The sequence below is a fragment of the Paraburkholderia sp. J67 genome (assembly GCF_905220265.1).
Taxonomy (GTDB): Bacteria; Pseudomonadota; Gammaproteobacteria; order Burkholderiales; family Burkholderiaceae; genus Paraburkholderia.
On sequence record NZ_CAJMZK010000021.1, the window covers coordinates 39801 to 66691 of the forward strand.

Consider the following 26891-nt stretch of genomic DNA (forward strand, 5'->3'; position numbering starts at 1 on the left):
CTGGGCTATCGTCCGAGAGGAGCGCGCGATGCGAAAGGACCGGATTGCTTTCATCAGCGGCGGCATGGGAGGGCTCGGAGCGGCCATCAGCCGCAGGTTGTACGACTCGGGTATGACCGTTGTCGTGTCGCATTCGGAGCACAACGATCATGTCGCGACATGGTTGCTTCACGAACGGGAAGCGGGGCGCACGTTCCATGCATTCGAACTCGATGTATCGAGTTACGACTCGTGCATCGAGTGTGCGCGCAAGGTCGTGGCGCAGTTCGACGGCGTCGATGTTCTCATCAATAACGCTGGCATCACTCGCGACGCGAGTTTTTTGAAGCTAACGAAACCCGACTGGGACGCGGTGCTGCGTACGAATCTCGACAGTCTTTTCAATCTTACGAAGCCATTTCTATCTGGGATGGTGGAGCGGGGCTTCGGCCGAATCGTCAATATTGGTTCCGTGAATGGATCGCGAGGCGCGTTCGGACAGACGAACTACGCTGCGGCAAAAGCGGGTATGCATGGTTTCACGATGTCACTCGCCCTAGAGGTCGCGAAACGCGGCGTGACAGTCAATACGGTCTCGCCTGGCTACCTCGCGACTGCAATGGTGGAGGCGGTCCCGCAGGACATCATGAGCACGCGGATCCTGCCGCAGATCCCGGTAGGGTGCCTTGGACGGCCTGAAGAGGTCGCCTCGCTGATTGCCTACCTCTGTTCAGACGACGCAGCGTTCGTGACGGGAGCCAATTTTCCTGTCAACGGCGGTATGCATATGCAATAGCGGTCTGTGCGACGGCATGGACGAGGCGCGTTTCACTGAGCGGCTCAGCGCGGGCACGATGCCTCTAGCGCATCGCGCAGTGCAGCGGCGAAGCGCTGAAATGCCGGCAATGACCCTGCGACACTCTGGTATTTTTCGCGCCCGATCTGCCCGTCCAGCGTGACGAGCATGCCGGCATTGCGGGCAAGCGCGAGCAGGGTTTCGGAATCGTCAGCGGCAAGGTTGGGCAGCACAGCAGCGTTCAGCAGGAGCATCTGGGCGGAGGACATGTCAACACTCCTTGAAGAGGACGGTTTACACGGGGTGTGGGGCGACGTTTCCAGTATGGGATGCGTCAGCGTGTCTTCCAATGAGCCGCGGCTGAAACTGGCGTCAGCCCAGTTCATGATGTGTAGGGGAATGCCTACACAAGGGAGGTAAGGTGACCGCGATCGTGACGCTCACATTGAACCCTGCCGTTGACGTGTGGACGGCGGTAGAGCGAATTGTCGACACGCATAAGCTGCGCTGCGACCCCGTGCGTTGCTACCCCGGAGGCGGTGGCATCAACGTGGCGCGGGTGGTCAGACGCCTCGACGGTCCACAGGCACATTGCCTCGCGCTCTACCTTGCAGGCGGTGCAGTTGGAGCGAGGCTTGAACAGATGCTATCGACCGAACGGATACAGAGTCGGCGCTTGCGCATCGCCGGCGAAACGCGCGAGAACTTCTCGGTAACTGAGCGCGCAACTGGCCGCGAATTCCGCTTTGTTTTGCCGGGCCCACATGTCAGCGAAGAGGAATGGCAGGCAGCCCTCATGGTGCTTGATGCGCTCGAAGCCGCACAGGGATCGTCGGGTTCGCCTGCCTATTGGGTGATGAGCGGCAGTCTGCCGCCTGGATTGCCTCAGCAGGCCTATGCCGAGCTGGCCCGCGACGCGAAGCAGCGAGGCATGCGTGTGGTGCTGGACACCTCCGGGCCGGCGCTCTCTCTCGCGCTCGATGCGGGCGTTTATCTGGTGAAACCGAGTCTTGCCGAACTGGCGAGCCTGATCGGGAGTCCATTGCGCAGCGAATACGACTGGCTGAAGGCCGCCCGGCAGATCGTTCACGACGGCCGGGCGCAGATTGTCGTTTTGACCCTGGGGGACCGTGGCGCGCTGCTCGTTTCGTCGGATGAGACGATCCGTCTGCAGGCGCTTTCGGTGCCAGTAGCCAGTGCGACCGGCGCGGGCGACAGCTTTCTTGCGGGATTGCTGGTCGCGTTGCGGCGCGGCGATTCACTCCAGGATGCAGCGCGTCTTGCTCAGGCGGCTGCCTCCGCAACGTTGTTGTCGAGTGGCACGGCGCTATGCGACCCCGACGAAGTGGCACGCCTGTTGGCCCTCACGCAGAGCGCCAGTTGACGCGACGATGGCAGTACAGAAGCGATTGTGCGGGGCCAAGTCCCGCGAGGAGACCGATATGTACGAGAAGATCGAATTGGCTTATGACGGCAGCGAAACGTCGAAGCAGGCTTTGGCTGAAGCATTGAAAATCGCACGCCTGTGCGGTGGGCACCTGCGGATCGTACACGTCCTGGATGTCGTGTCACTCATGAGCGTAGGCACCGGACTGACTTACGTGCCGGCGGAGATGATCGACGCGTATCGCGAGGACGCCCTGAAGATGCTTGATGCTGCCAGCAGCGAGGCGAGGGCGGCAAGCGTGCCCTGCGAAACGGGAGTGCTTGAAGTGCAGAACATGAGCGACGGCGTGGCGCAGAGTCTGGAACGCGATGCTTCGAGCTATCGCGCGCAACTCGTCGTGCTGGGCACGCACGGCCGGCGTGGAGTCAAACGCGCTTTGCTCGGCAGCGTCGCCGAGCAGTTCGTGCGCATCGCTCAATGCCCGGTGTTGCTCGTACGCGATGTGACCAGGTGACGGGCGCAACCTGGGCCAGGACACCGGTGAATGAGATCCGGTGTCCTTTCACATCGTCGCATCGGCTGCGGCCTCTGCAAACCATGGCACATCGGCCGTCAGGGCCGCGCAATAGAACTCCCACCCGGCGTCATAATCGTCGAAAAGCCATTGTCTGACCGGGGAAGCCAGCGCACTGCGATTGAGTCTGTCTTCGAGCAGGAGTTCCGGCCACCGACAAAACGCATGCAGTGCGCGCTGTTCGAGTTCGCGCAGCGACATCGTCTGGGCGACATGGTCGAGTAGTGCCATCTGTGCGAGCGACGGATACTTGCGGATCAGTTCCCCGACAAGCTGCACTTCATACTCATGTTCCTTCACGTTGGCCAGCATTTCCAGGACGCTGCCGAGATGCTGCAGCAGCGCCCGGCGCTCAAAGGCATCGTTCATGATCGATTACACCACGGCAATCTCATTTCGCCCGACGGAAGTGCTCGCGCCCGTGTCGGCGAGCGGTTCATGACCTCGGGCTATCGGTCACGGGATGAGTGTTCAACTGGTCGTATCCGACGTGAGGCGTAACGTTGGCAACTGGCCCCAGCCGAGCGGTACGTAGACCATTCCACCGGCTAGTTCGACCAGTTCCGTAAATCGCTGCAGCGTCACGCCCGCCATGATGTGAATGGGCGGCCCACGAAGATAGCTCTCGGCGCGCAGCCACGGCGCTGCTTTCCTGTTGATCTGCTGGACGCTGTACGGTTGAGCATGCTCTCCGGTTTCGGGGTCAAGCATCGGCGCGTCGAAGGCGACTTTGAGGAGTTGGTCGGGAGCGTCGGAATAGGGCAGGTCGGCCTCTCGCGTGTACGGCGCGCGCTCCCAGCGATCTCCCCATTGCTGGTCAAGTGGGATGCGCGTGAACCATGCCCAGGGCGTGCGGACGTAACAAAGCCGATATACGCGTTGGACGGCGCTCAAATCGACGCGTGCGATCATCGTTGTTCCGCTTCCCGGCCTACGCCGATTCGCCTCATTTCAGTCTGCGAACTCAGTGCGCCACCGGCTTGCCGACTGTCTGCGCGAGGAGCGGCGTTTCATCCTCGTTCAGGCGCAACGCATCGGCGAGCAGCCGCGTATTGATCCAGCCGCGTACTACGGTGGCGAGTCCCTCGGATGCACAGTAGAGCGACACGTTCTGGCAGATCGCCCCCGCGGCGACGGCCGCGAACCGTTCGCGCTGTTGCGGTGGCGTCGCGAGCACCTGCGAGCCCCGAAGCACATAGACGAGGTCGAGGGGTGCCTTGCTCACGAAATCCTGATAGCCGGTCATGTTGCGCGCGTCCGCATGATGCTTGAGCACGAGATGATGAAGCGCCGGCTCGTAGCGATACACACCTTGCGGGAGCGCAGCATAAATGTCGATCTCGTGGTAGCCATGCGCCGACGGCGCGGTATGGCCTCCGGTCTCGGGACGGTTGATACCGTTCGCGGCCCATAGCAGTTCACCAAGTGTCTGGAGTGACATGGGCGCGTCCGCATAGGCACGCGTGCTCTCGCGGCGGGCCAGAGCAGTCATGAGAGGGGCGCCGCCATCGAGATCAGGGGGTGGCAGGATGATGAATTCCTGCACTTCGCCGCTCGCGTGGGCAGGCGGCAGCAGCGGCAGGGGATCGTATTCGATGCGTTGAATCTCGGTCATGGTGTGCTCCAGTTGTTCGGGTTCACGCAGTGCGTGCAGCGGCGAGATCGTCGGCTTTCGCGTGCACGGGTGCGCCCGTCGGCAGCACGCTACGGCCGTGGGTTTCGTTGATGATCTCCGCCGCGGAAAGGTAGAACGCGACGAGCGCCGTAAAGAGGCCGCCATAACCTCCGGCATGATGGATCAAGAGCGAGCCTGTCCATTCGCTCGCGGCCAGCAGGAAGAACGTGATCCACAGCGCGAGGAAGAGCAGTTGCAGGACCCGCGAGGCGCGCCAGGTGGCAATCCACATGTAAAGTGTGAAGACGCCCCAGAGCAGCAGATACCAGCCGACAAACGCCGGCACGACGTGCTCGTGCAGATACATGAGATACAGCGCAAGCGACCACCAGAACGCGCCATAGGCGATGAAAGCCGTTGCGCCGAACGTGTTGCCGCGCGGGATCTCAATGAGGCCCGCTATGGCCTGCGCGCTGCCGCCGAACGCTAGCGCGCAGGCCAGCACGAGACCGAGCGCTTCGCCGCCGAACCATCCGGCGTTGATCATGCTGAGCAGCCACGTCGTGAGGGCGAACCCGGCAAGGCCGAGCGCAGCGGGATTGGGTGCGGAAGTTTTCATGGTGAGTGTCTCCTGCTTACGCAGCCTTGCCGAACTGGGCAATGACGCCGGGGTTTTCGACGGTTGACGTGTCCTGCTCGATGGCTTCGCCCTTCGCGACGGAGCGCAGCAGGCGGCGAACGATCTTGCCGGAGCGCGTTTTCGGCATGGCGTCGCCGAACCGGATTTCCCGAGGCTTGGCGATCGGGCCGATTTCGTGGCCGACCCAGGCGCGCAATGTGTCGGCAACGCGCTGGACTTCTTCCTCGACCGGCAGCGGACCCTTGAGCACGATGAACGCAACGATCGCCTCGCCCGTCGTCGCGTCGGGACGGCCTACCACGGCGGCCTCCGCGACCAGCGGATGCGCGGCCAGCGCTGACTCGATTTCCATGGTGCCCATGCGGTGGCCGGAGACGTTGAGCACGTCATCTACACGGCCCGTGATCGTGAAATATCCGGTTAGCGGGTCGCGAATCGCGCCGTCACCGGCGAGATATAGCTTGCCGCCCAGTTCTTCCGGGAAGTAACCGGCACGATAGCGGGCGGGATTACCCCAGATCGTGCGCAGCATTGAGGGCCAGGGCCGCTTGATGACGAGCAGGCCGCCCTGACCGTTTGGCACATCGTGTCCCGATTCATCGACGATAGCCGCCTCTATGCCGGGCAGCGGCAGGGTGCATGAGCCCGCCACTAGCGGTGTGACGCCAGGGAGCGGCGCGATCATGTGGCCGCCGGTCTCGGTCTGCCAGAAAGTGTCCAGCACGGGGCAGCGGCCCCCGCCCACGTGCTGCGCGAACCAGCGCCAGGCTTCCGGGTTGATCGGCTCGCCTACCGTGCCGAGCAGGCGCAGCGTGCTGAGGTGGTAGCGGGAAGGATGCACCTCGGGCTCGCTGTCCGCCGCCTTGATAAGCGAGCGGATGGCGGTAGGCGCAGTATAGAAAATCGAAACCTTGTGGCGCTCGATCATCTCCCAGAAGCGGCCGGCATCGGGCCAGGTCGGCACGCCTTCGAAGATCACCTGCGTCGCACCGGCGGCAGTCGGGCCATAGCAGATATAACTATGGCCAGTGATCCAGCCGATATCGGCTGTGCACCAGAAGACGTCGGAGGCCCGGATATCGAAGGTCCACTTCATCGTGAGCGCCGCCCACAGCAGATATCCGCCCGTGCTGTGCTGCACGCCTTTAGGGGTACCTGTGGAGCCCGAGGTGTAGAGAATGAAAAGTGGATGCTCCGCATCGACCCACTCTGGCTCGCACTCAGCTGACTGGGCTTGCTCAAGTTCGTGCAACCAGACGTCTCGGTGCGCGTTCCAGGGAATCGGGCCGCCTGTGCGGCGATAGACGATCACCGTGTGCACGTTCGCCGCGCCACCGATCCCCAACGCTTCGTCAGCGATGGTCTTGAGCGGCAAATGGCGACCGCCGCGCACCTGCTCGTCGGCGGTGATGAGAACGCACGCGCCGACGTCGGTCATGCGTTCATGCAGCGATTTGGCAGAAAAGCCGCCGAACACGACAGAGTGCGGCGCGCCGATGCGAGCGCATGCCTGCATCGCGACCACGCCTTCGATCGACATCGGCAGGTAGATCATCACGCGGTCGCCGCGCCGCACGCCGCGTGCGCGTAGCGCGTTTGCGACCCGGCATACGCGTGCATGCAAGTCAGCATAAGTGAGCGTCGTGACCTTGCCGTCGTCCGCCTCGAAGATCAGTGCGGTGCGCTCGCCGGAACCGTTCGCGAGATGGCGGTCGAGGCAGTTGTACGAGGCATTGAGCAGGCCGTCGTCGAACCATTTGAAGAACGGCGCGTTCGATGAATCGAGTGTGCGCGTGAACGGTCGCTTCCAGTCGAGGTGCTCGTGCGCGAGACGCGCCCAAAACGAATCGGGGTCGCGCCGCGCTTCATCGACGAGCGCGCGATACGCTGGCATGCCGTCGATGGCGGCACCCTTCAGCATGGGAATTGGGGACGGCGCGATGCCGGTGGGCGGCGGGTCGGATTGGGACATGGTCTCCTCGCATACACAATTCAGTGACAAGCACGGCATGGCTTAATGTGTGTCGTGCGGCTCCAGTCTCGTCGTCCTGTCCCGGAGCGAGGTTGACTCAGATCAAATAGAGTTTGAGGTGAAGCGGGACCATCGCGGACATGCGTTCGCTTCGCAGTCAATTGACGGAGATCAGCCGATGCGGGAGCCGACTGCGTACCTTGATACGTCGTGCTTGATTCGAGGCGCATCGACCGTGCGGCATGGAGACCGTCAAATGCCAAATCCCACCTATCCCATCTATCCCGCCTATAGCAAGATCCTGCTGGCAGTCGACGGTAGCGACTCGGCGCGGTGCGCTACACAGGAAGCGCTCGCATTCGCGAGGCTCGCCCAGGCGCACTTGCACGCTGTCTATGTCGTGCACAAATGGGGCCTTGCGCCTTACTCCGGCTACTACGATCCCGATGCCCTCGGCAGGGTGCTCAACGAGGACGGTCGCCTCACGCTCGACGCGGTGCGTCGGACCATGAACGCGCACGACGTCCGGCTCTCTGTCGAGATCTGCGAGACGGACGGGAAATCCGACTCGATCGCAGAGTGTCTGCAGCGCTGCGCGAAGCTTCAGGATGCGGATCTCATCGTAATGGGCACACATGGAAGGCATGGAGTGAGCAGGGCGGTGCTCGGCAGCGTCGCCGAAGGCGTGCTTCGAATTTCTTCCTGCCCGGTGCTGGTTGTGCGCGCCTAGCCCAAGGTCGCTTACGGTCCGCGCCGTGCGAACGCTGCGTGCATCGAGGAAGGCGCCGATGCAGATGGGAGAAGCCTTTCGCTGCGCCCCGGTCGGGATAAGGACACTGTCGCTCAGACAACGAGCGGCATGGATGTGTGGAGGCTGTGAATGCAAGCAATGGTTTTCGACGGCGAGAGTTCGCGGCTGTATGAAGCCGATTTGCCCGATCCGGCGCCCGGCGCCGGTGAACTGCTGATCGATGTGCATGCGTGCGGCGTGTGCCGCACCGACCTGCACGTCGTGGACGGCGAACTCGATCATTCGAAAAAGCCCGTCACCCGGCCACGAGATCGTCGGCAGGGTCGCGGCGCTCGGGGCCGGCGTGACCGGTTTCGCGCGAGGTGACCGCGTGGGCGTGCCGTGGCTCGGCCATACCTGCGGCCATTGCCGCTTCTGTGCCGACGGGCGCGAGAACCTTTGCGACGCGCCAGGCTTCACGGGCTACACGATCGACGGAGGCTACGCCACGCGCACCGTCGCCGACGCCCGCTATTGCTTCCACCTACCGAGCCAGTACAGCGACGTCGAAGCCGCGCCGCTACTTTGCGCAGGACTCGTCGGCTATCGATCGCTCGTGATGGCTGGCGATGCCCGGCGCATTGGCCTGTACGGCTTCGGCGCGGCGGCGCATATCGTCGCGCAGGTCGTGCGCCACCAGGGGCGCACCGTCTATGCGTTCACGCGTCCGGGCGATGTCGCGGCGCAGCAGTTCGCGCGGCGGCTTGGCGCAGTTTGGGCCGGCGGAAGCCATGAGCGGCCGCCCGAGGAACTCGACGCGGCGTTGCTGTTCGCGCCGGTCGGCGCGCTTGTGCCCACCGCGCTGCGTGCGCTGACGAAGGGCGGCACGGTCGTGTGCGGCGGCATCCACATGAGCGACATTCCCTCGTTTCCTTACGCGTGGCTGTGGGAGGAGCGGCGCATCGTCTCTGTGGCGAATCTCACGCGTGAAGACGGCGCGAAGTTCATGGAGATCGCCGCGCGCTACAAGCTTGAAATCGAGACTACCCCTTACCCACTCGAGCGGGCGAACGAGGCGCTGGCCGATTTGCGCGAAGGGCGGCTTAGCGGCGCCGCAGTTTTGACGATGTCGTAATGCTTGCTGCGCCTGAACCGCCGGAGCGTCGCGCCGCCGACCACCGGCTCAGTGCTCGGCAAGAGATTGACACATTGCCGGCTTTGTCTGCGCAGGCGGAAACACGCACCATGAACCGTCGTTGTGGCGGAAGAAGACGATTGTGAGCGCGCCACTCGAGGTGCGGCGGTCGATCCGCACGAAGCGGCTACGCGTGGCCAGTAAGCGACCCACTTGTGCCACGTGCGCCGGCGCCGAAAAAGTGGGCGCCAGCCACTTGTCCACGAGCGATCGGAGGGTAACTTCGCTGCCGCTCATCGCATTCTCCCGATTTCCGTCTCGCTGCGCCGACGAGGCGCGGGTCGAGTACGTGAAACCATTATTGTTCGCGTTCTGCGCAGGCGAAAGCAGTCCGGTCTGAAAGTGTCGTAGTCGTATGCGCGATGTTGTAGGGGTTTGCCTACACGTCGCACAGAAGCCCCAGCCCGTTTCGATTGATCCACGTCAAGCGCCAGGCTGTTCCGGCGCCGAGAATTCAATGGTATGCAATGCCGTGCCCTGACTGCGGAGACAGGGGGGAGCAAATGCGTTCGATAGAGTTGGGTTCACGTTGACGCAATCCGCGCTCGCAAATTCGACGCATTGAAGTAAGGCCGCGCGTGCTGGCGAGAGCGCAATTTCGCGCACGTCGCGCAGTCAGTTCTCCTTTCGGAGTGACCGTCGTGTTCCCAGCCTATATTTCCCACCCCGATTGCGAACGTCATGAGATGGGTGCCATGCACCCGGAGTCGCCCGACCGTATTGGCGCTATCCATGACATGTTGCTCATGAAGGGGCTCCTCGACTACATGCGGGCCTACGACGCGCCGCTTGCCAGTGAGCAGCAGCTTGCCCAGGTGCACTCCGTCGCGTACATCCGCAGCCTGGCGAGCATGACGCCGGTCGAAGGGTATGTGTCTGTCGATCCCGACACCCGCATGAATTCTTGTACCTATATCGCCGCGTTGCGCGCGGCAGGGGCCGCAGTGCTCGCCGCCGATCTGGTGATCGGCGGCGAGTGCGATTCGGCATTTTGCAACGTGCGGCCCCCAGGGCACCACGCGGGCATTGCCGCGGCTGGAGGGTTCTGCTTTTTCAACAATGTCGCGGTGGGGATTCGCCATGCACTGAACGTGCACAGCCTATCCCGCGTGGCACTCGTTGACTTCGACGTGCATCACGCGAACGGAAGCGAAGATATCTTCCATGACGATGATCGCGTCCTCATGTGCTCGATTTTCGGGGATCAGCTTTATCCCTATTCGGGGCACACTGCGCGGGGCAGAAACATGGTGAATGTGCCGCTGCCGCCACGCTCCGGCGGAGAAGCCCTTCAAGCCGCGGTCATCGACAAGTGGCTCCCCGCGCTGAATGCCTTCAGGCCGGAGATGATTTTTATCTCGGCGGGCTTCGATGGGCATCGTGAAGACGACATGGGCAACCTCTGCCTGACTGAACGCGACTATGCCTGGGTTACGCAGCGCATAGTCGAAGTCGCCGGGCAGCATGGGGCGGGACGTGTGGTGTCGTGTCTGGAGGGGGGCTATGCACTGTCGTCGCTGGGGCGAAGCGCTGCTGCGCATGTAAAAGCACTGGCCGGAGTCGATGTTGCTCTTGAATGTTCGTGAGCCTGTGACTCAACCTGGGTTGACCGTCGGCATGAGCGGCGTTTTGCGTTGGCGAAGATGACATCGAAGAGTGGCGAACGGCTGGGTGCGACCCATCACAGCCGTTCATATCTGCACGCGAGCAATGGCCGTTAGCCGACTACAGACTGATGCGCTTTGTATGAACCAAGAAGATCTTGGGTGGCTACGTCGCGATCAATCTATCGGTTCACGGTTTCGGACGTGCGCGGGCGCCAGCGGTGAGCTGCCGGCGGATGTGGCTGATGATGCCGCGCGAGACCGTCCTCGAGCACGTGATCGAGGTAGTGCGTGACGGCCTCGCGCGCAGCGCAGCGAGCGACGCCAGGTCAGGCAGCGCGGCGGCCAGGGCAGAACCTGGCAGGACGCCGGAGCGCCGCGTTACCTTGATGAAGCGCTGGTTGAAATGCCCGCGCTAGCGATCGCGCGAGTGCAACTGGAGCTGGCCTCGCTTGGCAAACAGGTTCAACTGCTGGTAGAGCATAGCGCCGCGCTCCTGGTTGAGGACTCCACGCAGGCGCTTTCCACCGTGACGAACGAGGACAAGGCGGCGGACTCGCTTGCCACTGCCATTCTCACCTATGTAGGCAAGCATCTCCGATGCGGTGCACAGCGATGACGAAGGTCGGCAACTCGTGGATCTCGCGCGCATTGCGACGTGTCTCGAGGCTATCCGGGAAGTCGCCACGACGAGCATGCTCGCGCTCAGTCAGAGACGTGCCGCGCAAACCGCGGATGTGAGCGTGTTGTTTAACAACGGGGAACTGCTGCAATTCGGGAGATCCGCGATCGAATATTTCGCGCTTGCCACGCAGACGATCATGCACCCGCAGGCGGAGGTCGTGACACGCGTGGTCAATGCCAAAGCAGAGATCGAAGCGCAGTCCGACGCGGCCAGGCATCGCCTCATGTCGTAGCTGCAGTTGCGTGACGAGGGCGCGGCGTTTATTTTTCGTTTCGCCAACGATGTCATCGAACAGCTCAACGAAGTGGCGCGACTATCCCGCGCGATCGCCAAGGCCTCGCGCTGGCTGCATGATGTGAAGATGCTTGAGAACCAAGCTGAAGAGGTCGAGGTTGCCCTTGGGGTGGAAGGGGCGGGGTGAACGTTCGCCCGCCGCTACGATCGCCTGTGAGCGAGTGTGGGGGCGAATGAGCGTTTGGCTGATCAAGCGCCCACGTCCCAGAAGCCGCCGGCGCACCTCTTGTTTGCGGCTTGTCCAGGTTGGAAGGGTACAGGGGATTACGTGAACAGACTTCGATTGTGACAGAAGGGTGACCGTCGGAGTGGGGGCCAATTGGGACACTGGGTCGAGCGCCGCCTCAACCGCAGGCCATCGCGCCGATCCGATCGGTTGCCAACCCTCCGGGAAAAATTCTGGCCAACTAGAACATTGGAAGGCGACCCGTGCGGTGGACGGGTGGCGCGGTGGAGTTGAGATTGGGCTTCGTACAGGTCAGATCGACATTGCCCGGTTCGTCCCGCGGAATCGAGCGTTCGCCGCCGCGGGCTTCATGAGTTTTGCGCCGCTTCATGCTGTTGCACCACGCACACCCTGTTACGTCCGAGCCCCTTAGCCTCGTACAGGGCGGCATCGGCTGTTTGTACAAGGTTGGCGGCACAGGTGGACGTCGCTATAGCCGTCGAAGATACGCCAACGCTCACCGTTAGAACCCCTGTAGCCGTTCGCGAATGCGCGATCTGCAGATCAAAAACCGCGGCTCGGATTCTCTCCGCGATCAGGATCGCGCCGGCGGGATCCGTATCCGGTAGTACGACGACGAATTCCTCTCCGCCGTATCGAGCAACATGGTCGCCAGGTCTATCGATACACCCGGATATTTGTTTCGCTACTGCTTTCAAGGCGATGTCGCCGGGCTGATGCCCATAGTGATCGTTGTAGGCTTTGAACCTGTCGATATCGATGAACAGAAGGGAGAGAGGCACACCATCGCGCAGTGCGCGTTTCCACTCCATTTGCAGGACTTCATCGAAGGTGGCACGGTTTTCCAGCCCGGTTAGCGAGTCGCGATGGGCCATGCGCTCAAGCGCGGCTTCCGCACGTTGCCTGCGGCGAAGCTCTCGCACGAAGAGCCACGTCCCCGCTGCCTTAATCATGGTGATGACCAGAATAAGCGCCCCGATCCACTCCACCCTTGACCACCATTCTGCGTAAACGCTACTTAGCGCAGGGGCGACAGCAACGATCAGTGGCAATCCGGGCAGACGCTTGTAGACATATAGTCGACGCACACCATCGAGACGGGCCGTGCCGACGAAGTATCCTTCCGTGTCTGCCGAGAGGCGCTGAAAAACCGGCGTGTCGGCGAAGTTTTTGCCAATAGTGGCAGAGCTTTCCGGCAATCGGGCAATCAAGGTTCCGTCAGTTTCAGCCACAACTACCGAGCCGTTCTCGCCAATCGAAAGGCCATCGGTGAGAGCGTTGAAATAGTCGAGACTCAGACTTCCCACGACGTGGCCGAGAACACTTCCGTCTGGGCTATAGATTACGCGGGCAAGCCGGATGGCCGGTGGGCTGCTGCCCGACGGATAAGACGTAGGACGACCGATATAGAGACCACCAGGTGTCCGTTGGCGATCGCCTGGCGCAGTCGCAGACACAGTAGGGTCATCGCGATCGGTGGGGTGAAGCGCCGAATCGGCAAGCAACCTGCCGTCGCGGTCCCTGACGGATATCGAGCCGAGATAGCGCGCCGTGGCCGCACGGTCGAACAGGATCAGATTGCGCTCATTGACCGGCAACGACATCACCCGGGTGTCGGCTGCACCCTCCGCGACGGCACGCAATGAAAGATCGTATAGATCGATGTTTCGCTGGATATCGCGCTCCAGTACCAGCGTGAGATTGCGCGAGTTCTGCACTGCGTGGTTAAAGGCATCGACGCGCGAGGTCACCAGTGTGGCGGCGCCCATGCTAATCGTAGCTAGCCACAATATCAGGCTGCAGCACAGGATTCCGTTGGGCGAGACGACGGAGTGTCCCAGCAGGTTTATGTTATGACGAATCCCTTTCGTGAAGCGAGCCGCGTATATAGGTAAATTTATGGCGGTGGCATCGCGCCCCGTGCCTTCTCGTTGTGCCATCGACTCACTAACCAGTAATTTTCTCTTTACCTTGGATTATGACGGGATTTATGCACAACGAATGCGGTGCGCACGCAACAACCGTCTGGCGCAGTCGGGTTTAGTGCGTGCAATGGCGAACTGATAGAACGTTGATCTGGATCAGAGAAGTGCATTCCGTAACTGGCGCGTTACCGGATAGGAGTCTGAACGGCCCACGTGCGCGAGTTGTATTCCCGAACGGGTCCGCGATTGAACGAAGGATGTTGTCGAAGTGCGAACCACGCGCCGTGCTCGGCTAGGGGGACGGCTCGAACAAGACGAGCGACAGGGAGTGACATCCGATTCAATCGTTCGTTGCCTGAAGCGTTGCGCGCAAATGCGGGAATCTGGTCTGGCTGTCATGGGAGCACGGGGTGAACAGGGTGGTTCTGGGAAGTGTTGCCGAGGAGTTTCTTTCCATTTCGCCGTGTCCAGTGCTGATTGTGCGTTGCTAAATCTCGTGACGCTGGGCTCAGGAGTGAATCATGAGAGCGATGGTCTTTGATGGCGAGAGTCCTGTCCTTTGTGAAACGCAGTTGCCGGATCCCTCGCCACGCGAGGGGGCAACTATTGATCGACGTGGCTGCATGCGGTGTATGCCGCACCGATCTTCATGTCATCGCCGCAGACCTGGAGAGCCCGAAGCGACCTTTGATTCCCGGCCACGAAATCGTCGGTCGGGTCGCAGCACTCGTACGTGGTGTAACGGGTTTCGCTGTTGGTGATTACGTGGGCGTACCGTGGCTCGGCCATACATGCGGTCATTGCCGGTTCTGTGTTCATGGTCGAGAAAACCTTTGCGACGCGCCAGGGTTCACTGGATATACGATTGACGGCGGCTACGAGACACGTGCTGTCGCGGATGCGCGTTATTGCCTTCACTTACCGCGTCGATACAGCGATGTTGAGGCCGCGCCATTGTTGTGTGCCGGGCTGATTGGCTTTCGTTCGCTCGTGATGGCGGGTGACGGTGAGCGTATCGGCATTTACGGTTTCGGTGCCGCGGGCCACATCGTGGCACAGGTAGCGCACCATCAGGGCCGGAACGTCTATGCTTTCACGAGTCCCGGCGCCGTCGCGGCGCAGAAATTCGCTCGTCGGCTCGGCGTAGTCTGGGCAGGCGACAGCGATCAGCGCGCGCCCGTCGAACTCGATGCCGCGCTGCTGTTTGCCCCGGTCGGTGACCTTGTGCCGGTAGCATTGCGCGCGCTCGCAAAAATGCGGATCTGTAGTCTGCGGAGGCATCTCTATGAGAGACATTCCGTCGCTCCCTTATGCGTGGCTATGGGGGGAGCGGCGGATCGTTTCCGTTGCCAACCGCACACGCGAAGATGGCATTCGATTCATGAACATCGCCGGAAAACACACGCTCTCGATACAGGTAACGGAATACCCGCTCTCCAGTGCCAATCAGGCGCTTGCTAGAGGCTGACCGGCGCGGCGGTACTGACGATGGATTGAGCGTGCTGCGTTTAGCCGTTGAATGCGTGTGTTGTGTGTGCCTTGCGCAAGTGGCCTGAATTCAGGTTAGTGCTCGATGGTCCAAGCTGCCCAGACAGCTGCGACGATGAATATTTGACTGGATATCACGATCACCGCGAATTTGCGGGTGCCCAGAAAAATCGCTACCGCACATTTCGTCAATGCATTCGACGTTACCGTAATGAGAACGGGGAGAACCGCCTCTTTTGGCGTAATCAGCGATTGAGCCGCCAGAGATGCAACGGTGGCTGCTGTGGAATGGGCATCTGCCAGGCCGCCGACAGCTGCGGTGAGAGCAATCCCCGTGTTACCAAGCCAACGCGTTAGCAGCACGCTGGCCAGCGTAAGCATCATGAGCGATGTAGCGAGGATCAAGGCGGCCTTGATATCGACTGCGCGTCCAACGACCATTGCCTCCTGGGCCGGACTTCGGGACGCGAACCATGTCACGGCAAGACCGAAGACGAGCGACGCAATGGTGCCGGCAGCGAGCGACGGACCGAGTGGGAGCAGCAGGGGTTTGAATACGACGCCGACGACCGCGCATAGCTGGGTGAGTGTTGCTACGGAGGACAAAGCGGCTGCAGCAGCCATTGGCAATGGGGTGGCAGGAGACGCTTTGGCTCGACGTGCCATTGCGGCGATTGTCGCAACGCTGGAAACAAAACCACCCAGAAGCCCGGCGAACGCGAGACCTATGCGCGGCCCCATGGCAACCTGGGAAATGTGACCCATGGTGCTGATCAACATTACCAGCACAGCGAATCGCCATACGGTCTGCGGGTTGATGGCGCCGAAGATGTCGACAGCGCGATCGGGCAGCATCGGAAGGATAACCAGGGCAGACGCGGCGAGCGTTAGCAAATCGAAGACTTCTTCACGTCCCAGTCTGGACGTTACAAAATCATGCAGTTGTGAGCGGGCGGCGAGCACGATTGTCAGGATCACTCCCAGCGCCGCCGCCAGTGTGGCGTCGACAACGGCGAGCCCGCCCAGCAACAACGTGGCAATCATTGCTGATTCAGTTGTGAGTCCCGGATCGTCGCTTGGTCGTAGGTACGCCGCTGTACTGAGTGCGCTCAACGCCAAGGTTGACGCGACCGTGAGCAGCGTGCCGCCCAGGCGCATGCTGATCGCACCCACTACGGCAACGACAACGAACGTGCGGATGCCTGCAGCCGCTCGCGTTGCCCCGGTCCCCTTTCGACGTTCCCGCTCAGCGCCTACGAGAAGACCGATGCCGAGTGCAACCGCAAAAGGCATGTATTCGGCGTTCAGCGCGTTCATGGCGTTGCTTTCTTTAGTCGCATGCGACTACGTTTCTGGCGGTACAAGCAACATCGGATTGGAAGTTAGCCTTGTCATGCGCTCCGCGACACTGCCGAGTAACCAGCGCGTCAAACCACGGCGCCCGTGTGTCCCGACAACGAGTAGCTGTGCGTTCCATCGCAGTGCTTCACGCTTAAGTGCGTGCGGGATGTCATCAAATGAACTGGTAGTTCGGAGTACGGCAGTTTCAATATGCCATCCGCCCTGTTGATAGGTAACAAGCTTGGCGTGCGCGTTTGCGATGGCCACATTTCCGACCTCTCTGAGCGCTTCCTCGAGACGGGTCTCAACGCTTCCTGTGCCAAAGGCCAGAAGATGGTCGACTACGTAGATTACTCGCCAGTTTGCTCGCCGTGTAGCAAGTCGAGCCGCAATTGGGAGAGCAGCGAGCGACTCGTTGCTTCCATCGGTGGCGAACAGAATGCGCGAGGGTCGCTCATCGGCATTTGGTTCGTACCCTGCTGGGATGATTAACACGGGCCAGCGCAGCAAATGCGTGAATGGTGCGCAAACTTCCCCGAGCACCCAGCGTATCAGGCGTCGATGCTGGTGACTGCCGAGAACGACCAGGTCGACCGCGTAGCGCTTGGCGACTTCATCGAGTACCTCGACGAGGTTGCCGCCTTCCTTGCAGAGATCAATGACTTCTCCTTCGACGCGCGCGCCGCACTGATCCAGTGATGAGCGCGCTGCGTTGACAGACTCTTCAGCATCCCGCCGCAGTTCGCTTCTCGCAGAGTCTAAAGTCTGGCCCGTCCATGATCCAAAGGGGGCGAACGAGCGTGGGTCTTCGGCCACGCTCACGATATGCACGGTCATATTTGATCGCAACAGCGAACGGAGATACTGAAGGGCGGCAGCTGATGCTGGCGAGGCGTCGACCGCCACCAGGATGTTTGAAATCACTGGTAGCGACATGGAGTCATTCGCATGGGTGGTCATCGCTGTCTCGATCGGTAGACAAGTCGTACGTCTACATTGAACGCAGATGCCGCACCACGATTGACAGAGGTCAACTGAACGCTTTTTGAGTGGTCGATTGCTCGATCGACGGATATAGGGCGAGTTTTTGCGCGCGGCCGACTTTAAGCGTGGCGTCAAAATGATTCGCTCGGCGCTGGGACAGACGTGCTTTTGGGGTGTGGCAAAGGGAATCAAGGCTGTTTGGGACATGCCTTGTCGGCTGTGTTAGGGGCGCCGTGAGTTATGGCAGAGGATGCGCTAAAGTGAGCTTCCTCTCGGCGACTGGCCGCAATCTGCAGCAGATCGGCCCCTAAATGATGAAAGCAGGATTGTGAATTTTGAAAGTGATGTACGCGACAGACGTTGCCCAGGTTTTGACGCTGTCTGTGCCGGTGCGGTGTTCGATATGCCAGCGGGGGAGTGCATTCGCCATCTGAGCGGGGCGCCATCCGCCGTGACCGGGGCCGTTGTCGGATTGAGATTGAATTCGATTCAGTCCTGATGGTGTCATCGAAGAAAACGAGAGATCATCGGCGGAGGTTCAGGGAGGGAGTGGCCATGAGCGCCGACGAAAAACGAGATGGGTCCCGCTGGTCGGGGCGCCGTGAGCATGCCGCGCGGATGCTGGCTGCCGGGAAGAGCATCGCACATGTCGCCGCGGCACTGGATTTGAGCGCAGCGACAGCACGACGATATGCGAGCGCATTTACAGAGGGGGGCGCGCAAGCCCTGGCGCAGATGGGTGACGTCGGGCGCAGACCGCGTCTCACCGCTGAGGACCTCGCACGCGTGATTCACTCAATTCGGCAGCGCCCCGACAGGGTTGGCCTTGCGGGGGATTGCTGGACAAACACAATGGTCCAGCGGTTTATCGAGCGGGAATTCCAGATCTGCTATTCCTATTCCCATATCAACCGCCTGATTCGCGATCATGGGCTTCAGCATTGGATACGCCAAGGGGCAGGGTGATCTTTCTGCGCTCTGGATCAGATTTAAGGTCTACGTTTGCTTCGCAAGGTTGAGGCAGCGGGTCCGGTGGGCGGGGATGCAAAAACCGACGTGCGCTTTTTGTGCCGTATCTCGAAGGGCCAATGGCGCTATGTCATTGCCGGCAGATGCGCCGTGACCATATGTGCTCGCTGTATGCCTCGCCAACCGACGTGGTCGAGTAATTTGCCGCGCTGTGCTCAACAGGACTGTGGCCATGAGGTTTCACGGCCACGAGATCGATGGCAGTTCAATGGCAACGCTTTTCCCAATGATGATGCACGCGCACCTTGTGTCATACAGGGTGATGATGGTGGTCGTAGGCATATGCAGGAGCTATTGCTGCGAGCATCGCGACGGACGCCATGGTGGCAAGAATGATCTTTTTCATACCTGAGGGATCCCGTTTGTGGAGGAAGGCAAGGCGCGATGTCTTGCCTCAATTGCCCTAACGCCTGAGCGTAGGGCCGCGATGACAATGTAGGGACTAACCACAAATGAGCGGATCGCTCACAGCTTCATACGCTGGACGACGCGGTCGCGAAGAATGTGCTGATGAAACAGTGCCGCAGCCAGGTGCAGCCCAATGAGGGCAAGCATGTGCCCATGTAGAAGCGATGGGGTGAGCAACAGGAACACTCCATATTGGCCTTGCTGCCCTTCAGTCCGCGGTAGCGACGTCCGAATTCGGGAAAGCCGCGAGCTTTGACACTTCGGCTGCCAGTTGAAATCGACCACGTGTGTGAAAAGTACAACCGGGCAAGCGCTCCCACAACCTGCGGGGCAGGCCGCAACGTGTTTTGCGGTACATCAGCGATGCCTGCTTCATGCCTCCGGAGTCTGCGTCGACGCTTCAGGTCAAGAGCCCACAATGCGACCGAATGTACGGACTGCTGACCAGCTGCCGTCCAGCGGTTGATCGTTGGGCCATTTAATCAGACATATTCGCGCGGAGTGCGGGTTGCAAAGATTTAGCACAGTGATGCAATTCGCGAGCTCGATTGCTGTCCAGCCACGCCGTCAACAATGAGCGGCGATACGCGTGAGCCTGAGACTCCAACTCGTCGAGGCACGGCACTTCGACTCCCTGTCGCTACGGTCTGTGCCGGCATTGGGTTGAGCCGGGCTTTGAGTATATGGCCTATGCGCCGTCGCTGACGCCAGGGAGGCCCGGTGCGCCTGAAGACAGCTCGTTGCCAGGCAATCGAGCTGCTGCGCGTGCCGGATCCTTCTGACCGGCATCGAAGTGAGACACATGGGGGGCGATAGGGCGGATGAAGCTTGCTTGCGCAACACAACCGTGCGTCGCAGACCAACTCCGCGACTTCGCAACATAAGTGGTACTTCCCATATCGACCGTACTTGATTCTTGTTTCTGAACGCGTCGAAGCTCGGCACAGCCCCGCATTTTCGTGCAATGCGGAAACTTCAGAATGGGATGTTCTGAAATGTGCGGAATCGAATAGAGTGCATAATTGATCGGATTAAAATACACATGTGCAAAACGTATACTTCATGTTATCTTCAATCTTCATTTAATTGATCGTTAGTTAACGCTCAATGGATAGTTTTGATGAGGGGCGCGAAAAAGATACGTTTTCGCTATGTTCAGTCGGGTCGTTTTTTTATCTGCCAGCCGTGGCCAAAAGCTACCGGAGATAGCGCTGGCAAGGCTTTGGTGGCGATAAGTTGAACCTGTTAATAAATGAATAGGCCCAGACTCTATTTTTTTGTGCATCAAAGCAGTTACGTTTTATAAATTCTCGAATCTACATTAGAAAGATCGTGTATCAATCTGAATTCAAATAATTTAAACGGTCTCGCCATCTGCTGAAACGGGTGCAATGCCCATTTCAATGTTGCATTTGAGAAACAAAAGGCTCAGGTGGAAGCGTTTACACGCGCGATCATATACCCGCCAATCAAAATTTCCCTCGTTTATTCAATGATTTGTGTGCGTGGCACTGCCTATGCAACTGGGGCGGCGGATTGGTGCACGTTGCCAACCCACCCCCGGCTCAACAGGAGGTTCCTATGCGCAAGACAATACTGGCGTCCGCTGCGATCCTCGCCTTTGGCTTCAGCGGCTACGCAATGGCAAACCCATGCCAGGACGGTTCTTCGTCCTGTAACCAGAGCACCGATATCGGATCGAACTCGTCGAGCATTAGCGCGTCGTCAGCGCAGCAAAGTACTACAGGCAGCAATGCGAACGAAGGTGGAATCGCGGACGCATACAACAGTACGAAGGTTGTTGCGCTCAGCAGACTGGACGGCGCAGTGTCCGGCGTCTCGGTTTCCGGCATCGGTAACGTCGCCCAGAATTGGGGTAACGCCAACGGCGGTAAAGGCGGTCGCGGCGGAGACGGCTACGGCTTAGGCGGCACGGGCGGCAACGGCGGCTCCGGCACTGGCGGTAGTGGCGGCAGCGGTGGTAGCGCGAAGAACGGCAGCGCGACCGCGGGTGCCTCCACGAATGGCAGCGCTACGGCTGGCTCCGGCTACGCTGCTACGGGTGCCGATGGCGGCAATGCTTATGCTCACACCAAGGGCGGCTCTGCTGATTCCTCTGGTGGCAACGCAACAGGCAAAGGCGGTGGCGCAACGTCTTACTCGGTCGGCATGGGTGGTGGCGCGAGTGGCCGCGGTACGGGCAGCGGTTCGGGTTCAGGTTCGGGCACGGGTGGTGCGGGTAGCTCATCAGCGAGCTCTGGCACGGCTGGCCTTGGCGCGAGCACGGCGACCAACACAGGGGCCGGCGGTGGTGGTGCCGGCTCCGGCACCGGCACAGCCCTCGGTAGCGGTAGCGGTAGCGGTACTGGCGGCGCGGGCTCGGCGGGCTCGGCGACGGCTTCTGGCGGAGCAGGCTCGGGCACCGGCGGAGCAAGTACGTCCACCGGTGGTGGAGGCGGCACAGCAACCGCCAATGCCGGCAACGGCGGCGCGGGAGGCTCGGCAGTTGGCGGCAGCGCTTCCAATGGAAGTTCGTCGACATCGGCCAGCAACGGTAGCGCAACCGCCGGCAGTGGCGCGCTCGGTGCAGCGGGCACAGGCGGCGCGGGCGGCACCGGCAACGGTGGCACCGGCAACGGTGCAGTTGGCGGCGCAGGTGGCGCAGGCGGAGCTGTAACTGTCGATGCGGGCTCGTTCAACATGTCGAACACCATGGGTAGCGCCGCGTCAGGGGCAGCAGGCATCACGGTGATGAGCCAGAACAGCGGTATGGCCTCGCTGATCCAGCAGGCAGTGACCGTTCAGGCTAACCTGACCGTCGGCCATTAGGCGGGATCGAGCTTGTTGAAGTAGGTCGTGCGATTTGCCGTGAGGTGCGCAGTTGCGCTTCACGGCAGTCGCTCCGTTGTCGTGCCGACGCGGCTAGCCTGATTTCGCTGAAACCGGTGCTGCAGTTCGCACGACGAAACAAGCAGCTATCAAACCTTCTGTGCCGCCTGCGTTGCGTCGCACCGAGGGCAAGGAGACAACCATGCAAGCGCAAAAATGGTTTGCGCAGCTGGTCACGCCTTTTGCGGTTGTGCTGTCTGGCCTGATTCCTCATGTGGTTGCAGCCGAGACGCTCGAATCGCAGTCGCCGCCTTTAGCCTTAAATGCCCGCGAGCCGGGTGCAGCGCTGGTCGGTGCGACAACCTCAACTCAAGCGGCTGCGGATAGTTCCTCACCGGTTGCTCAAGCGGCCTTGACGACGTCAACGACGGCCACGCAGCCGGGTAACGACGCGAGCTTCGGGGTTGCGTTGAATTCCGATCGGTTAGACGGCCTGCGAGGCGGCGATGCGCTGATCGGACAGAATTTTCTGAACGGCACGGTTGCGGATAACGTGGCGAACCGTGTGGTGACGGGATCGAACACGATCAGCGACGGATCGTTCGCGAATTCAAGCGGCCTGCCGACGGTCATCCAGAACACGGGTTCGAATGTGCTGATCCAGAACGCGACAGTGTTGAATGTGCGCTTCGGGAACTAGGCGATGAAGAACGTTGTAGCTTTTCTCGCCATCGCGTTCAGCAGTTGTTTGCTGGTAGCGCGTGCCGATCCCATTGACGTCACTGACCCGTCGGGCGGGTATTACTCACTGCATGTGACGAGCCTGAAGGAAGCCCGATTCAAGCGGACCATCAGGCAGCAATATGACTTCAGTTGCGGTTCGGCGGCTGTGGCAACACTGCTGACGTATCAATACGAATATCCGGTGACTGAGCAGCAGGCGTTCATTGAAATGTTCCAGAACGGCAATCAGGACAAGATTCGCCGGGAAGGTTTCTCGCTGCTCGATATCCGGACTTTCCTGATGTCGCGCGGCTTTGAAGCTGATGGCTATGAAGTGCCGCTTGAAAAGCTCAACCAGACGAAGACGCCTGCAATCGTTCTGATCGTCGAACACGGCTACCATCACTTCGTCGTCGTTAAAGGCGTGCGCAATGGCCGCGTGCTGGTCGGCGATCCCGCCACCGGCACACGCGCGATGTCGCGCGAAAGTTTTGAGGAGAAGTGGCAGGATCATATAGTATTCGTCATTCACAACAGGCATCAAATGGCGAGCTTCAACGATGCACGTGACTGGCATGTCGCGCCCGAGGCGCCGCTTTATACCGGCATTCCGCATGACAGCCTGTTCAACGTGGTCGTACCGAAACTCGGTCCAGGTGAATTCTGAGGATAACGATGAAATCCGGACACCTCAAACTGGCCGGCGTTGTCACAGTATTCTGTGGCAGCATGTCTTCGCTCGATACATGGGCAGCCGTCAGCGATTCACCGGCAACCGCGACTGGTCAGGTCACGACGATACAGGACGAGCCGCAAGACGTCGCGCAGGCAACGGATGACGAAGTCCAGCCCCTGCAACACGTCGCGGCAATGGAGCCGCAAAACACGCGGGACGCGACGCAGTCGGATGATCCGGACGTCGTGCCGCCCGCGCGCGAATCCCGGGAGGATGTTGCCGATCCGGCGTGGGCGTCAGCCGATGTCGTCGCGGTGAGCGAGAACCGGCTGGACGACATGCGTGGCGGGTTCGACTTGCCGTCCGGTCTGGTTGTATCTTTCGGCATATCGCGGGCGGCGTTCGTGAACGGCAACCTCGTCGCGCAGACGAGCTTCAACATTCCGGATATCGCCAACATGACGGCCCAGCAGGCGCAAATGCTCGCGAGTGCGAATACCGGAGCGCTTCTTCAGGTCGGACCACACAACTCCGTTCAACAAGGGGCGCTGCCAGCGTTGACTGGCTCGGTGATCCAGAACTCGTTGAGCAACCAGCAGATACAGGCGCTCACAACCATCAATGCGGGCGTGAACTCGCTTGGCGCGTACAAGGCGATGAACTTCCTTTCGACGATGAATAGTGCGCTCGCCGGCGCGGTGCGTCCTCGCTAGTCGCGCTGGCGCATCGTTGTCGCGGTGGCGTGAGTTTCGACGTGGTCAGAAGGACATCGGCACACGCAGCGTGAGCGTCAGGTCCGGCGTGTCGCGTGTGAGGCCGGCGCCGATCGAGAAGTTGAGCGTGGTCTTCGGCGAAAGGCGGTACGAATAGCCAATCAGAAGCGTAGCAAGGACGACGCGAACCGAGCCGGGAACAGTCTGGCCGTTCTGCGAGGTCGGCAATACGATGCTCTGGTCGTAGCCGATACTCACCGATGCCTTCTCGTTCAACGAGAGGCCCATGCCGATATTGAATCCCCAGATGTCGCCCGGCTGAATCTTGCCAAGGGCCTCCGTCACACCGTTGAGCAGGGTGAGACTTTCGTCCTTCCCGAAGCTGTGCAGGTAGCTGAAGTTGCCGAAAAACACGACCGGGTCGGTCGGGAATAGCCATGTGAGGCCTGGCTGGATCGCGAGGAACCCTGAGCCGGTCGGTTGCTGTAGCGGCAGGCCTGTGTTGGCGGTCGTGCTTGCAACACACGACGCGACGCAATCCGTTACGACGTCGAACGGGCTCTTGCCGGTAGCCGTCTTGAAGCGTAGCCAGCCAACGTAGTAGAACTTGTCCGGACCGCCTTGATTGAACTGATAGCGCAGCGTCATTTCGACATCGCCGATGTCGTGTCCGCTGCTGCTGATCGCGGTGTTTGCAGCGGTGCCGGCGAAGGGCTCGCGCGTTACAACGTCGTTGGTCTGGTACACGTACGGGACACGGACTTCAAACTCCATCCGGTTTGTGATCCCGTAGCGGAATGCGACGCCGCCGGTCAGTGTCGTGGTCTTCACCTCATTGACGTTGATGAGTCCGATCAGGAGCGCAGGAATGATCGTGTACCCAACGAGCGAGATCTGGTTTTGCGACGCATAGCCGAACTGGAAGTACGGCTCGACGACGAACGAATGGCGTGGCGTGAGCACGCCGGGCTGGTCGAAGATCGGCGCGACAGCAGGCGGGCGCGTGTCCGCGACGGGGGCCTGGCCGACCGGCGTGGCCGGAGTGCCTTGCTGGGCTGCATTGTTGGCATTGGAGCCTGCATTCTGGTCGCTTTGTGCGGCGGCGTCGGCCTGTACAGCCTGCACGGCGGCGGTCGCGCCACCCGTTGCCGCAGTTCCCACTGGCATACCGTTGACATCTGTGCCGCCTGTGGCACGCCTGGTGTCAAGCTGGCCAGCATTCAGTCTGCGGCTGAGTTGCTGAAAGTTTGCCTCTTCGTCGGCAAGCTTGCGCTTGAGCGCTTCGAGCTCCTTGAGGCGCTGATCGACTTCGTTGCGCAGAGCTTTTATGTTCGCCTGGTCAGTGTCTGCGGCCTGTGTTTCAAGCGACTGCCCATGTGTTTCGACGCTGCATGCCAGGAGCGCAGCGTAACTAATGGCGCGTATGTGTCGAAATTGCATGCACTTCATGGGGTTCTCCATGTCAGGCTTGCAGTTCTACTGCTATTCACTTCAAAAGCAGACCAACGCCAACGACCAGACAGGCTATGTCACAAGTGCTGGGGAGGGGCAAGAACCCTGAAGACATGTCGCAATGCACCAGCGTTGAAGAACGACCAACCCGTGTGCGAATGCATCGGCAAATAACCCGTATCTTGCTAACAAGATCCTAGTGCAGGAGCGCTCTAATTTCCAGCATCCGCGATACCCCGAGGAATCCGAAACTCTCACGTTCGCGAAGCCACTGACACTCGTCGCGATGGTGTACAAGGGTTCCGTAAAAAGTAAGACCAAGGATTCATCGTGCGCGATGTCGTCTGTGGGCATCGGCACGGTTCTCAAGTGTCCGCGTCATAGCGGTTGCCGGCGTCCCAGGAAGGAGAGCGGTTGGAGGGCGCTGTATTTGCTCTATACGTGTGAAGGTTGGCCCCCAGTTTCATTGATCAGGCGATGCTCCCCCCATAGCTGCATTCGTTAAGAGCTGGTGTGGTGAGTGTCTGAAGAAAAGGCTGGGTAGATCCCGCAATTTATGTGGAGTGAGGCAAACGAAAGCGAACCTGAGAGGAACTGTCGATCATTGCAATGATGTCAAAAGCGAGGCATCGACAACGTCCTCGGGATAAGTTTGCGGCAACCTGAATGTGATCCTGAAGGCATCCGGCATCAATGTGACGCGACTCCGTTGTGCAGGCATGGATAGAGAGCTTGGGAATCGTTCATCTCGGTGTATGGGGAGGCGCTCAAGTGGTGAACCAGTGGGAGCCTGTGTATGGGTGCAAGACTCAGGAGCGAATTCGTGGGTTCCGTCGCGATAACGATTGCAGGTTGAGAAATTCTTGATATCGATAGGATTACTTATTCTGTTGATGAATAGGAATATCTGGCGAGAGAGACTGGATTGACATTGTGCTTCATCTAGTTGTCCGCAATCTTAAGATCCGTTCCAGCGGAAGCCACCGCACCGTTGGAGCATAACGGTGTTCCCTTAACAGCGACGGGGCAAACGACATGGAGTCTCCCGAGCCGCCGCACCTGACTGGGAACATCAGCGCAGCGCCTCTGGCAATCAACGGATAGTGACAGAGCCAGATTTCACGACGGCACCTCCCGCATAACGACATCGTGCTCCTCTTGCGGTCCAAACAGCCAGCGACTTGGTCGTATTACACAGTGAACCGCGACCATCGGAAAATGATGGGAGACTGCGAGCACACTGGAACAGCTACATCACTGGCACCTGGTGCCTGACGTCAAATTTGTCGCCCCACGTGTTTCACCTCGTTCAACGCGCGCGAGCCCCTTGCCAGGACAGCGCTGTTGGAATCTGACGCACACTGCGAAGGCAGGACGTCGGAATGATGAGCCGGAATAGACGGGAGACTTGAACACGCAGCGATTTGCTTCAGGGCTTCACGGTATGCTACATCCCCTTGAATCCGTCGCGATTCACCCGGCCTGGCTGTTTGTCTTGCGCGATTCGATACAGCGGACGGCCCTTGTAGGTCAATTGATGTTTTCCGTCACTGGCAGCGATAACTTGTCAATCTGGGTTCTCTTTGTCGTATGAATCCGCGATGACGGCAGGTCAAATCGAGACAGAGGCTCCAACGCAGGCGCTTTTTTTCTGGGATCGATGTC

26 protein-coding genes and 2 pseudogenes are annotated in these 26891 nt (G+C 60.3%); 16 read left to right on the forward strand and 12 right to left on the reverse strand.

The annotated features are described in order from the left end of the window. Positions 1 to 28 precede the first annotated feature (28 nt). Positions 29 to 775, forward strand: coding sequence for an acetoacetyl-CoA reductase (gene phbB / locus U5782_RS29280; RefSeq protein ID WP_322047354.1), 747 nt, complete (start codon positions 29 to 31; stop codon positions 773 to 775). A gap of 44 nt (positions 776 to 819) precedes the next feature. Here phbB and U5782_RS29285 read toward each other — a convergent pair whose 3' ends face one another. Then, positions 820 to 1044 carry a hypothetical protein gene (locus tag U5782_RS29285; RefSeq protein WP_322047355.1) on the reverse strand — a complete coding sequence of 75 codons (225 nt, stop codon included), beginning with the start codon at positions 1042 to 1044 and terminating at the stop codon, positions 820 to 822. A 152-nt stretch (positions 1045 to 1196) separates the two neighbouring features. Here U5782_RS29285 and U5782_RS29290 point away from each other — a divergent pair, with 152 nt between their 5' ends. Further along, positions 1197 to 2159 (forward strand): 1-phosphofructokinase family hexose kinase, encoded by a 963-nt coding sequence (locus U5782_RS29290; RefSeq protein ID WP_322047356.1) that lies wholly within the window; start codon positions 1197 to 1199, stop codon positions 2157 to 2159. A 58-nt stretch (positions 2160 to 2217) separates the two neighbouring features. Beyond that, positions 2218 to 2676 (forward strand): universal stress protein, encoded by a 459-nt coding sequence (locus U5782_RS29295; protein WP_322047357.1) that lies wholly within the window; start codon positions 2218 to 2220, stop codon positions 2674 to 2676. Between the two features lie 48 nt (positions 2677 to 2724). Here U5782_RS29295 and U5782_RS29300 read toward each other — a convergent pair whose 3' ends face one another. From U5782_RS29300 to acs, 5 genes are all read right to left on the reverse strand, one after another. Continuing rightward, on the reverse strand, positions 2725 to 3105 hold the full coding sequence (locus U5782_RS29300; protein ID WP_322047358.1) for a hypothetical protein: 381 nt from the start codon (positions 3103 to 3105) through the stop codon (positions 2725 to 2727). A gap of 102 nt (positions 3106 to 3207) precedes the next feature. Beyond that, positions 3208 to 3648, reverse strand: coding sequence for a hypothetical protein (locus U5782_RS29305; RefSeq protein ID WP_322047359.1), 441 nt, complete (start codon positions 3646 to 3648; stop codon positions 3208 to 3210). A 52-nt stretch (positions 3649 to 3700) separates the two neighbouring features. Then, on the reverse strand, positions 3701 to 4351 hold the full coding sequence (locus U5782_RS29310; protein ID WP_322047360.1) for a nitroreductase family protein: 651 nt from the start codon (positions 4349 to 4351) through the stop codon (positions 3701 to 3703). A gap of 22 nt (positions 4352 to 4373) precedes the next feature. Beyond that, positions 4374 to 4970 carry an acetate uptake transporter gene (locus U5782_RS29315; RefSeq protein WP_322047361.1) on the reverse strand — a complete coding sequence of 199 codons (597 nt, stop codon included), beginning with the start codon at positions 4968 to 4970 and terminating at the stop codon, positions 4374 to 4376. 16 nt (positions 4971 to 4986) lie between these two features. Then, positions 4987 to 6912 (reverse strand): acetate--CoA ligase, encoded by a 1926-nt coding sequence (gene acs, locus U5782_RS29320; protein ID WP_322047446.1) that lies wholly within the window; start codon positions 6910 to 6912, stop codon positions 4987 to 4989. 307 nt (positions 6913 to 7219) lie between these two features. Here acs and U5782_RS29325 point away from each other — a divergent pair, with 307 nt between their 5' ends. Both U5782_RS29325 and U5782_RS29330 read left to right on the forward strand, forming a co-directional pair. Further along, on the forward strand, positions 7220 to 7693 hold the full coding sequence (locus tag U5782_RS29325) for a universal stress protein (protein ID WP_322047362.1): 474 nt from the start codon (positions 7220 to 7222) through the stop codon (positions 7691 to 7693). 150 nt (positions 7694 to 7843) lie between these two features. Continuing rightward, positions 7844 to 8828, forward strand: a pseudogene (locus U5782_RS29330) (zinc-dependent alcohol dehydrogenase family protein). A 48-nt stretch (positions 8829 to 8876) separates the two neighbouring features. Here the strand turns inward: U5782_RS29330 and U5782_RS29335 are convergent. Further along, the gene (locus tag U5782_RS29335; protein ID WP_322047363.1) at positions 8877 to 9125 is read right to left on the reverse strand and encodes a hypothetical protein; all 249 of its coding nucleotides are present in this window, start codon (positions 9123 to 9125) and stop codon (positions 8877 to 8879) included. Positions 9126 to 9529: 404 nt separating this feature from the next. On the opposite strand from U5782_RS29335, the gene U5782_RS29340 reads away from it, so the two are divergent. The 4 genes from U5782_RS29340 (at position 9530) to U5782_RS29355 (ending at position 11598) form a co-directional block, all read left to right on the forward strand. Then, positions 9530 to 10474, forward strand: a complete 945-nt coding sequence (locus tag U5782_RS29340; RefSeq protein WP_322047364.1) for a histone deacetylase family protein — start codon at positions 9530 to 9532, stop codon at positions 10472 to 10474. Between the two features lie 448 nt (positions 10475 to 10922). Further along, positions 10923 to 11111 carry a hypothetical protein gene (locus U5782_RS29345; RefSeq protein ID WP_322047365.1) on the forward strand — a complete coding sequence of 63 codons (189 nt, stop codon included), beginning with the start codon at positions 10923 to 10925 and terminating at the stop codon, positions 11109 to 11111. 16 nt (positions 11112 to 11127) lie between these two features. Continuing rightward, complete coding sequence (locus tag U5782_RS29350) at positions 11128 to 11409, forward strand: hypothetical protein (RefSeq protein WP_322047366.1); 282 nt, start codon at positions 11128 to 11130, stop codon at positions 11407 to 11409. A gap of 6 nt (positions 11410 to 11415) precedes the next feature. After that, positions 11416 to 11598: a hypothetical protein gene (locus U5782_RS29355; RefSeq protein WP_322047367.1), complete on the forward strand. Its 183-nt coding sequence runs from the start codon at positions 11416 to 11418 to the stop codon at positions 11596 to 11598. 407 nt (positions 11599 to 12005) lie between these two features. Here the strand turns inward: U5782_RS29355 and U5782_RS29360 are convergent, their stop codons facing one another. Next, entirely contained in the window at positions 12006 to 13598 is a 1593-nt protein-coding gene (locus U5782_RS29360) for a diguanylate cyclase (RefSeq protein ID WP_322047368.1), read from the reverse strand. A 395-nt stretch (positions 13599 to 13993) separates the two neighbouring features. Here U5782_RS29360 and U5782_RS29365 point away from each other — a divergent pair, with 395 nt between their 5' ends. Together U5782_RS29365 and U5782_RS29370 are read left to right on the forward strand one after the other, a co-directional pair. Then, positions 13994 to 14074, forward strand: a complete 81-nt coding sequence (locus tag U5782_RS29365; protein ID WP_415914426.1) for a universal stress protein — start codon at positions 13994 to 13996, stop codon at positions 14072 to 14074. A 30-nt stretch (positions 14075 to 14104) separates the two neighbouring features. Continuing rightward, a pseudogene (locus U5782_RS29370) lies at positions 14105 to 15051 on the forward strand (zinc-dependent alcohol dehydrogenase family protein). Between the two features lie 95 nt (positions 15052 to 15146). Here the strand turns inward: U5782_RS29370 and U5782_RS29375 are convergent. Further along, positions 15147 to 16388, reverse strand: a complete 1242-nt coding sequence (locus U5782_RS29375) for an MgtC/SapB family protein (RefSeq protein ID WP_322047369.1) — start codon at positions 16386 to 16388, stop codon at positions 15147 to 15149. Positions 16389 to 16415: 27 nt separating this feature from the next. Then, on the reverse strand, positions 16416 to 17372 hold the full coding sequence (locus U5782_RS29380) for a universal stress protein (RefSeq protein ID WP_322047370.1): 957 nt from the start codon (positions 17370 to 17372) through the stop codon (positions 16416 to 16418). 579 nt (positions 17373 to 17951) lie between these two features. Here U5782_RS29380 and U5782_RS29385 point away from each other — a divergent pair. From U5782_RS29385 to U5782_RS29405, 5 genes are all read left to right on the forward strand, one after another. Then, on the forward strand, positions 17952 to 18362 hold the full coding sequence (locus tag U5782_RS29385; protein ID WP_322047371.1) for a helix-turn-helix domain-containing protein: 411 nt from the start codon (positions 17952 to 17954) through the stop codon (positions 18360 to 18362). 2052 nt (positions 18363 to 20414) lie between these two features. After that, positions 20415 to 21662 (forward strand): hypothetical protein, encoded by a 1248-nt coding sequence (locus tag U5782_RS29390; RefSeq protein ID WP_322047372.1) that lies wholly within the window; start codon positions 20415 to 20417, stop codon positions 21660 to 21662. A 202-nt stretch (positions 21663 to 21864) separates the two neighbouring features. After that, complete coding sequence (locus U5782_RS29395) at positions 21865 to 22362, forward strand: hypothetical protein (protein ID WP_322047373.1); 498 nt, start codon at positions 21865 to 21867, stop codon at positions 22360 to 22362. Between the two features lie 3 nt (positions 22363 to 22365). Continuing rightward, positions 22366 to 23052: a C39 family peptidase gene (locus U5782_RS29400; protein ID WP_322047374.1), complete on the forward strand. Its 687-nt coding sequence runs from the start codon at positions 22366 to 22368 to the stop codon at positions 23050 to 23052. 8 nt (positions 23053 to 23060) lie between these two features. Beyond that, on the forward strand, positions 23061 to 23774 hold the full coding sequence (locus U5782_RS29405) for a hypothetical protein (protein ID WP_322047375.1): 714 nt from the start codon (positions 23061 to 23063) through the stop codon (positions 23772 to 23774). A gap of 45 nt (positions 23775 to 23819) precedes the next feature. Here the strand turns inward: U5782_RS29405 and U5782_RS29410 are convergent, their stop codons facing one another. Continuing rightward, the gene (locus U5782_RS29410) at positions 23820 to 25223 is read right to left on the reverse strand and encodes an acetate kinase (protein ID WP_322047376.1); all 1404 of its coding nucleotides are present in this window, start codon (positions 25221 to 25223) and stop codon (positions 23820 to 23822) included. Positions 25224 to 26673: 1450 nt separating this feature from the next. Then, on the reverse strand, positions 26674 to 26787 hold the full coding sequence (locus tag U5782_RS41675) for a hypothetical protein (RefSeq protein ID WP_415914427.1): 114 nt from the start codon (positions 26785 to 26787) through the stop codon (positions 26674 to 26676). Positions 26788 to 26891 lie beyond the last annotated feature (104 nt).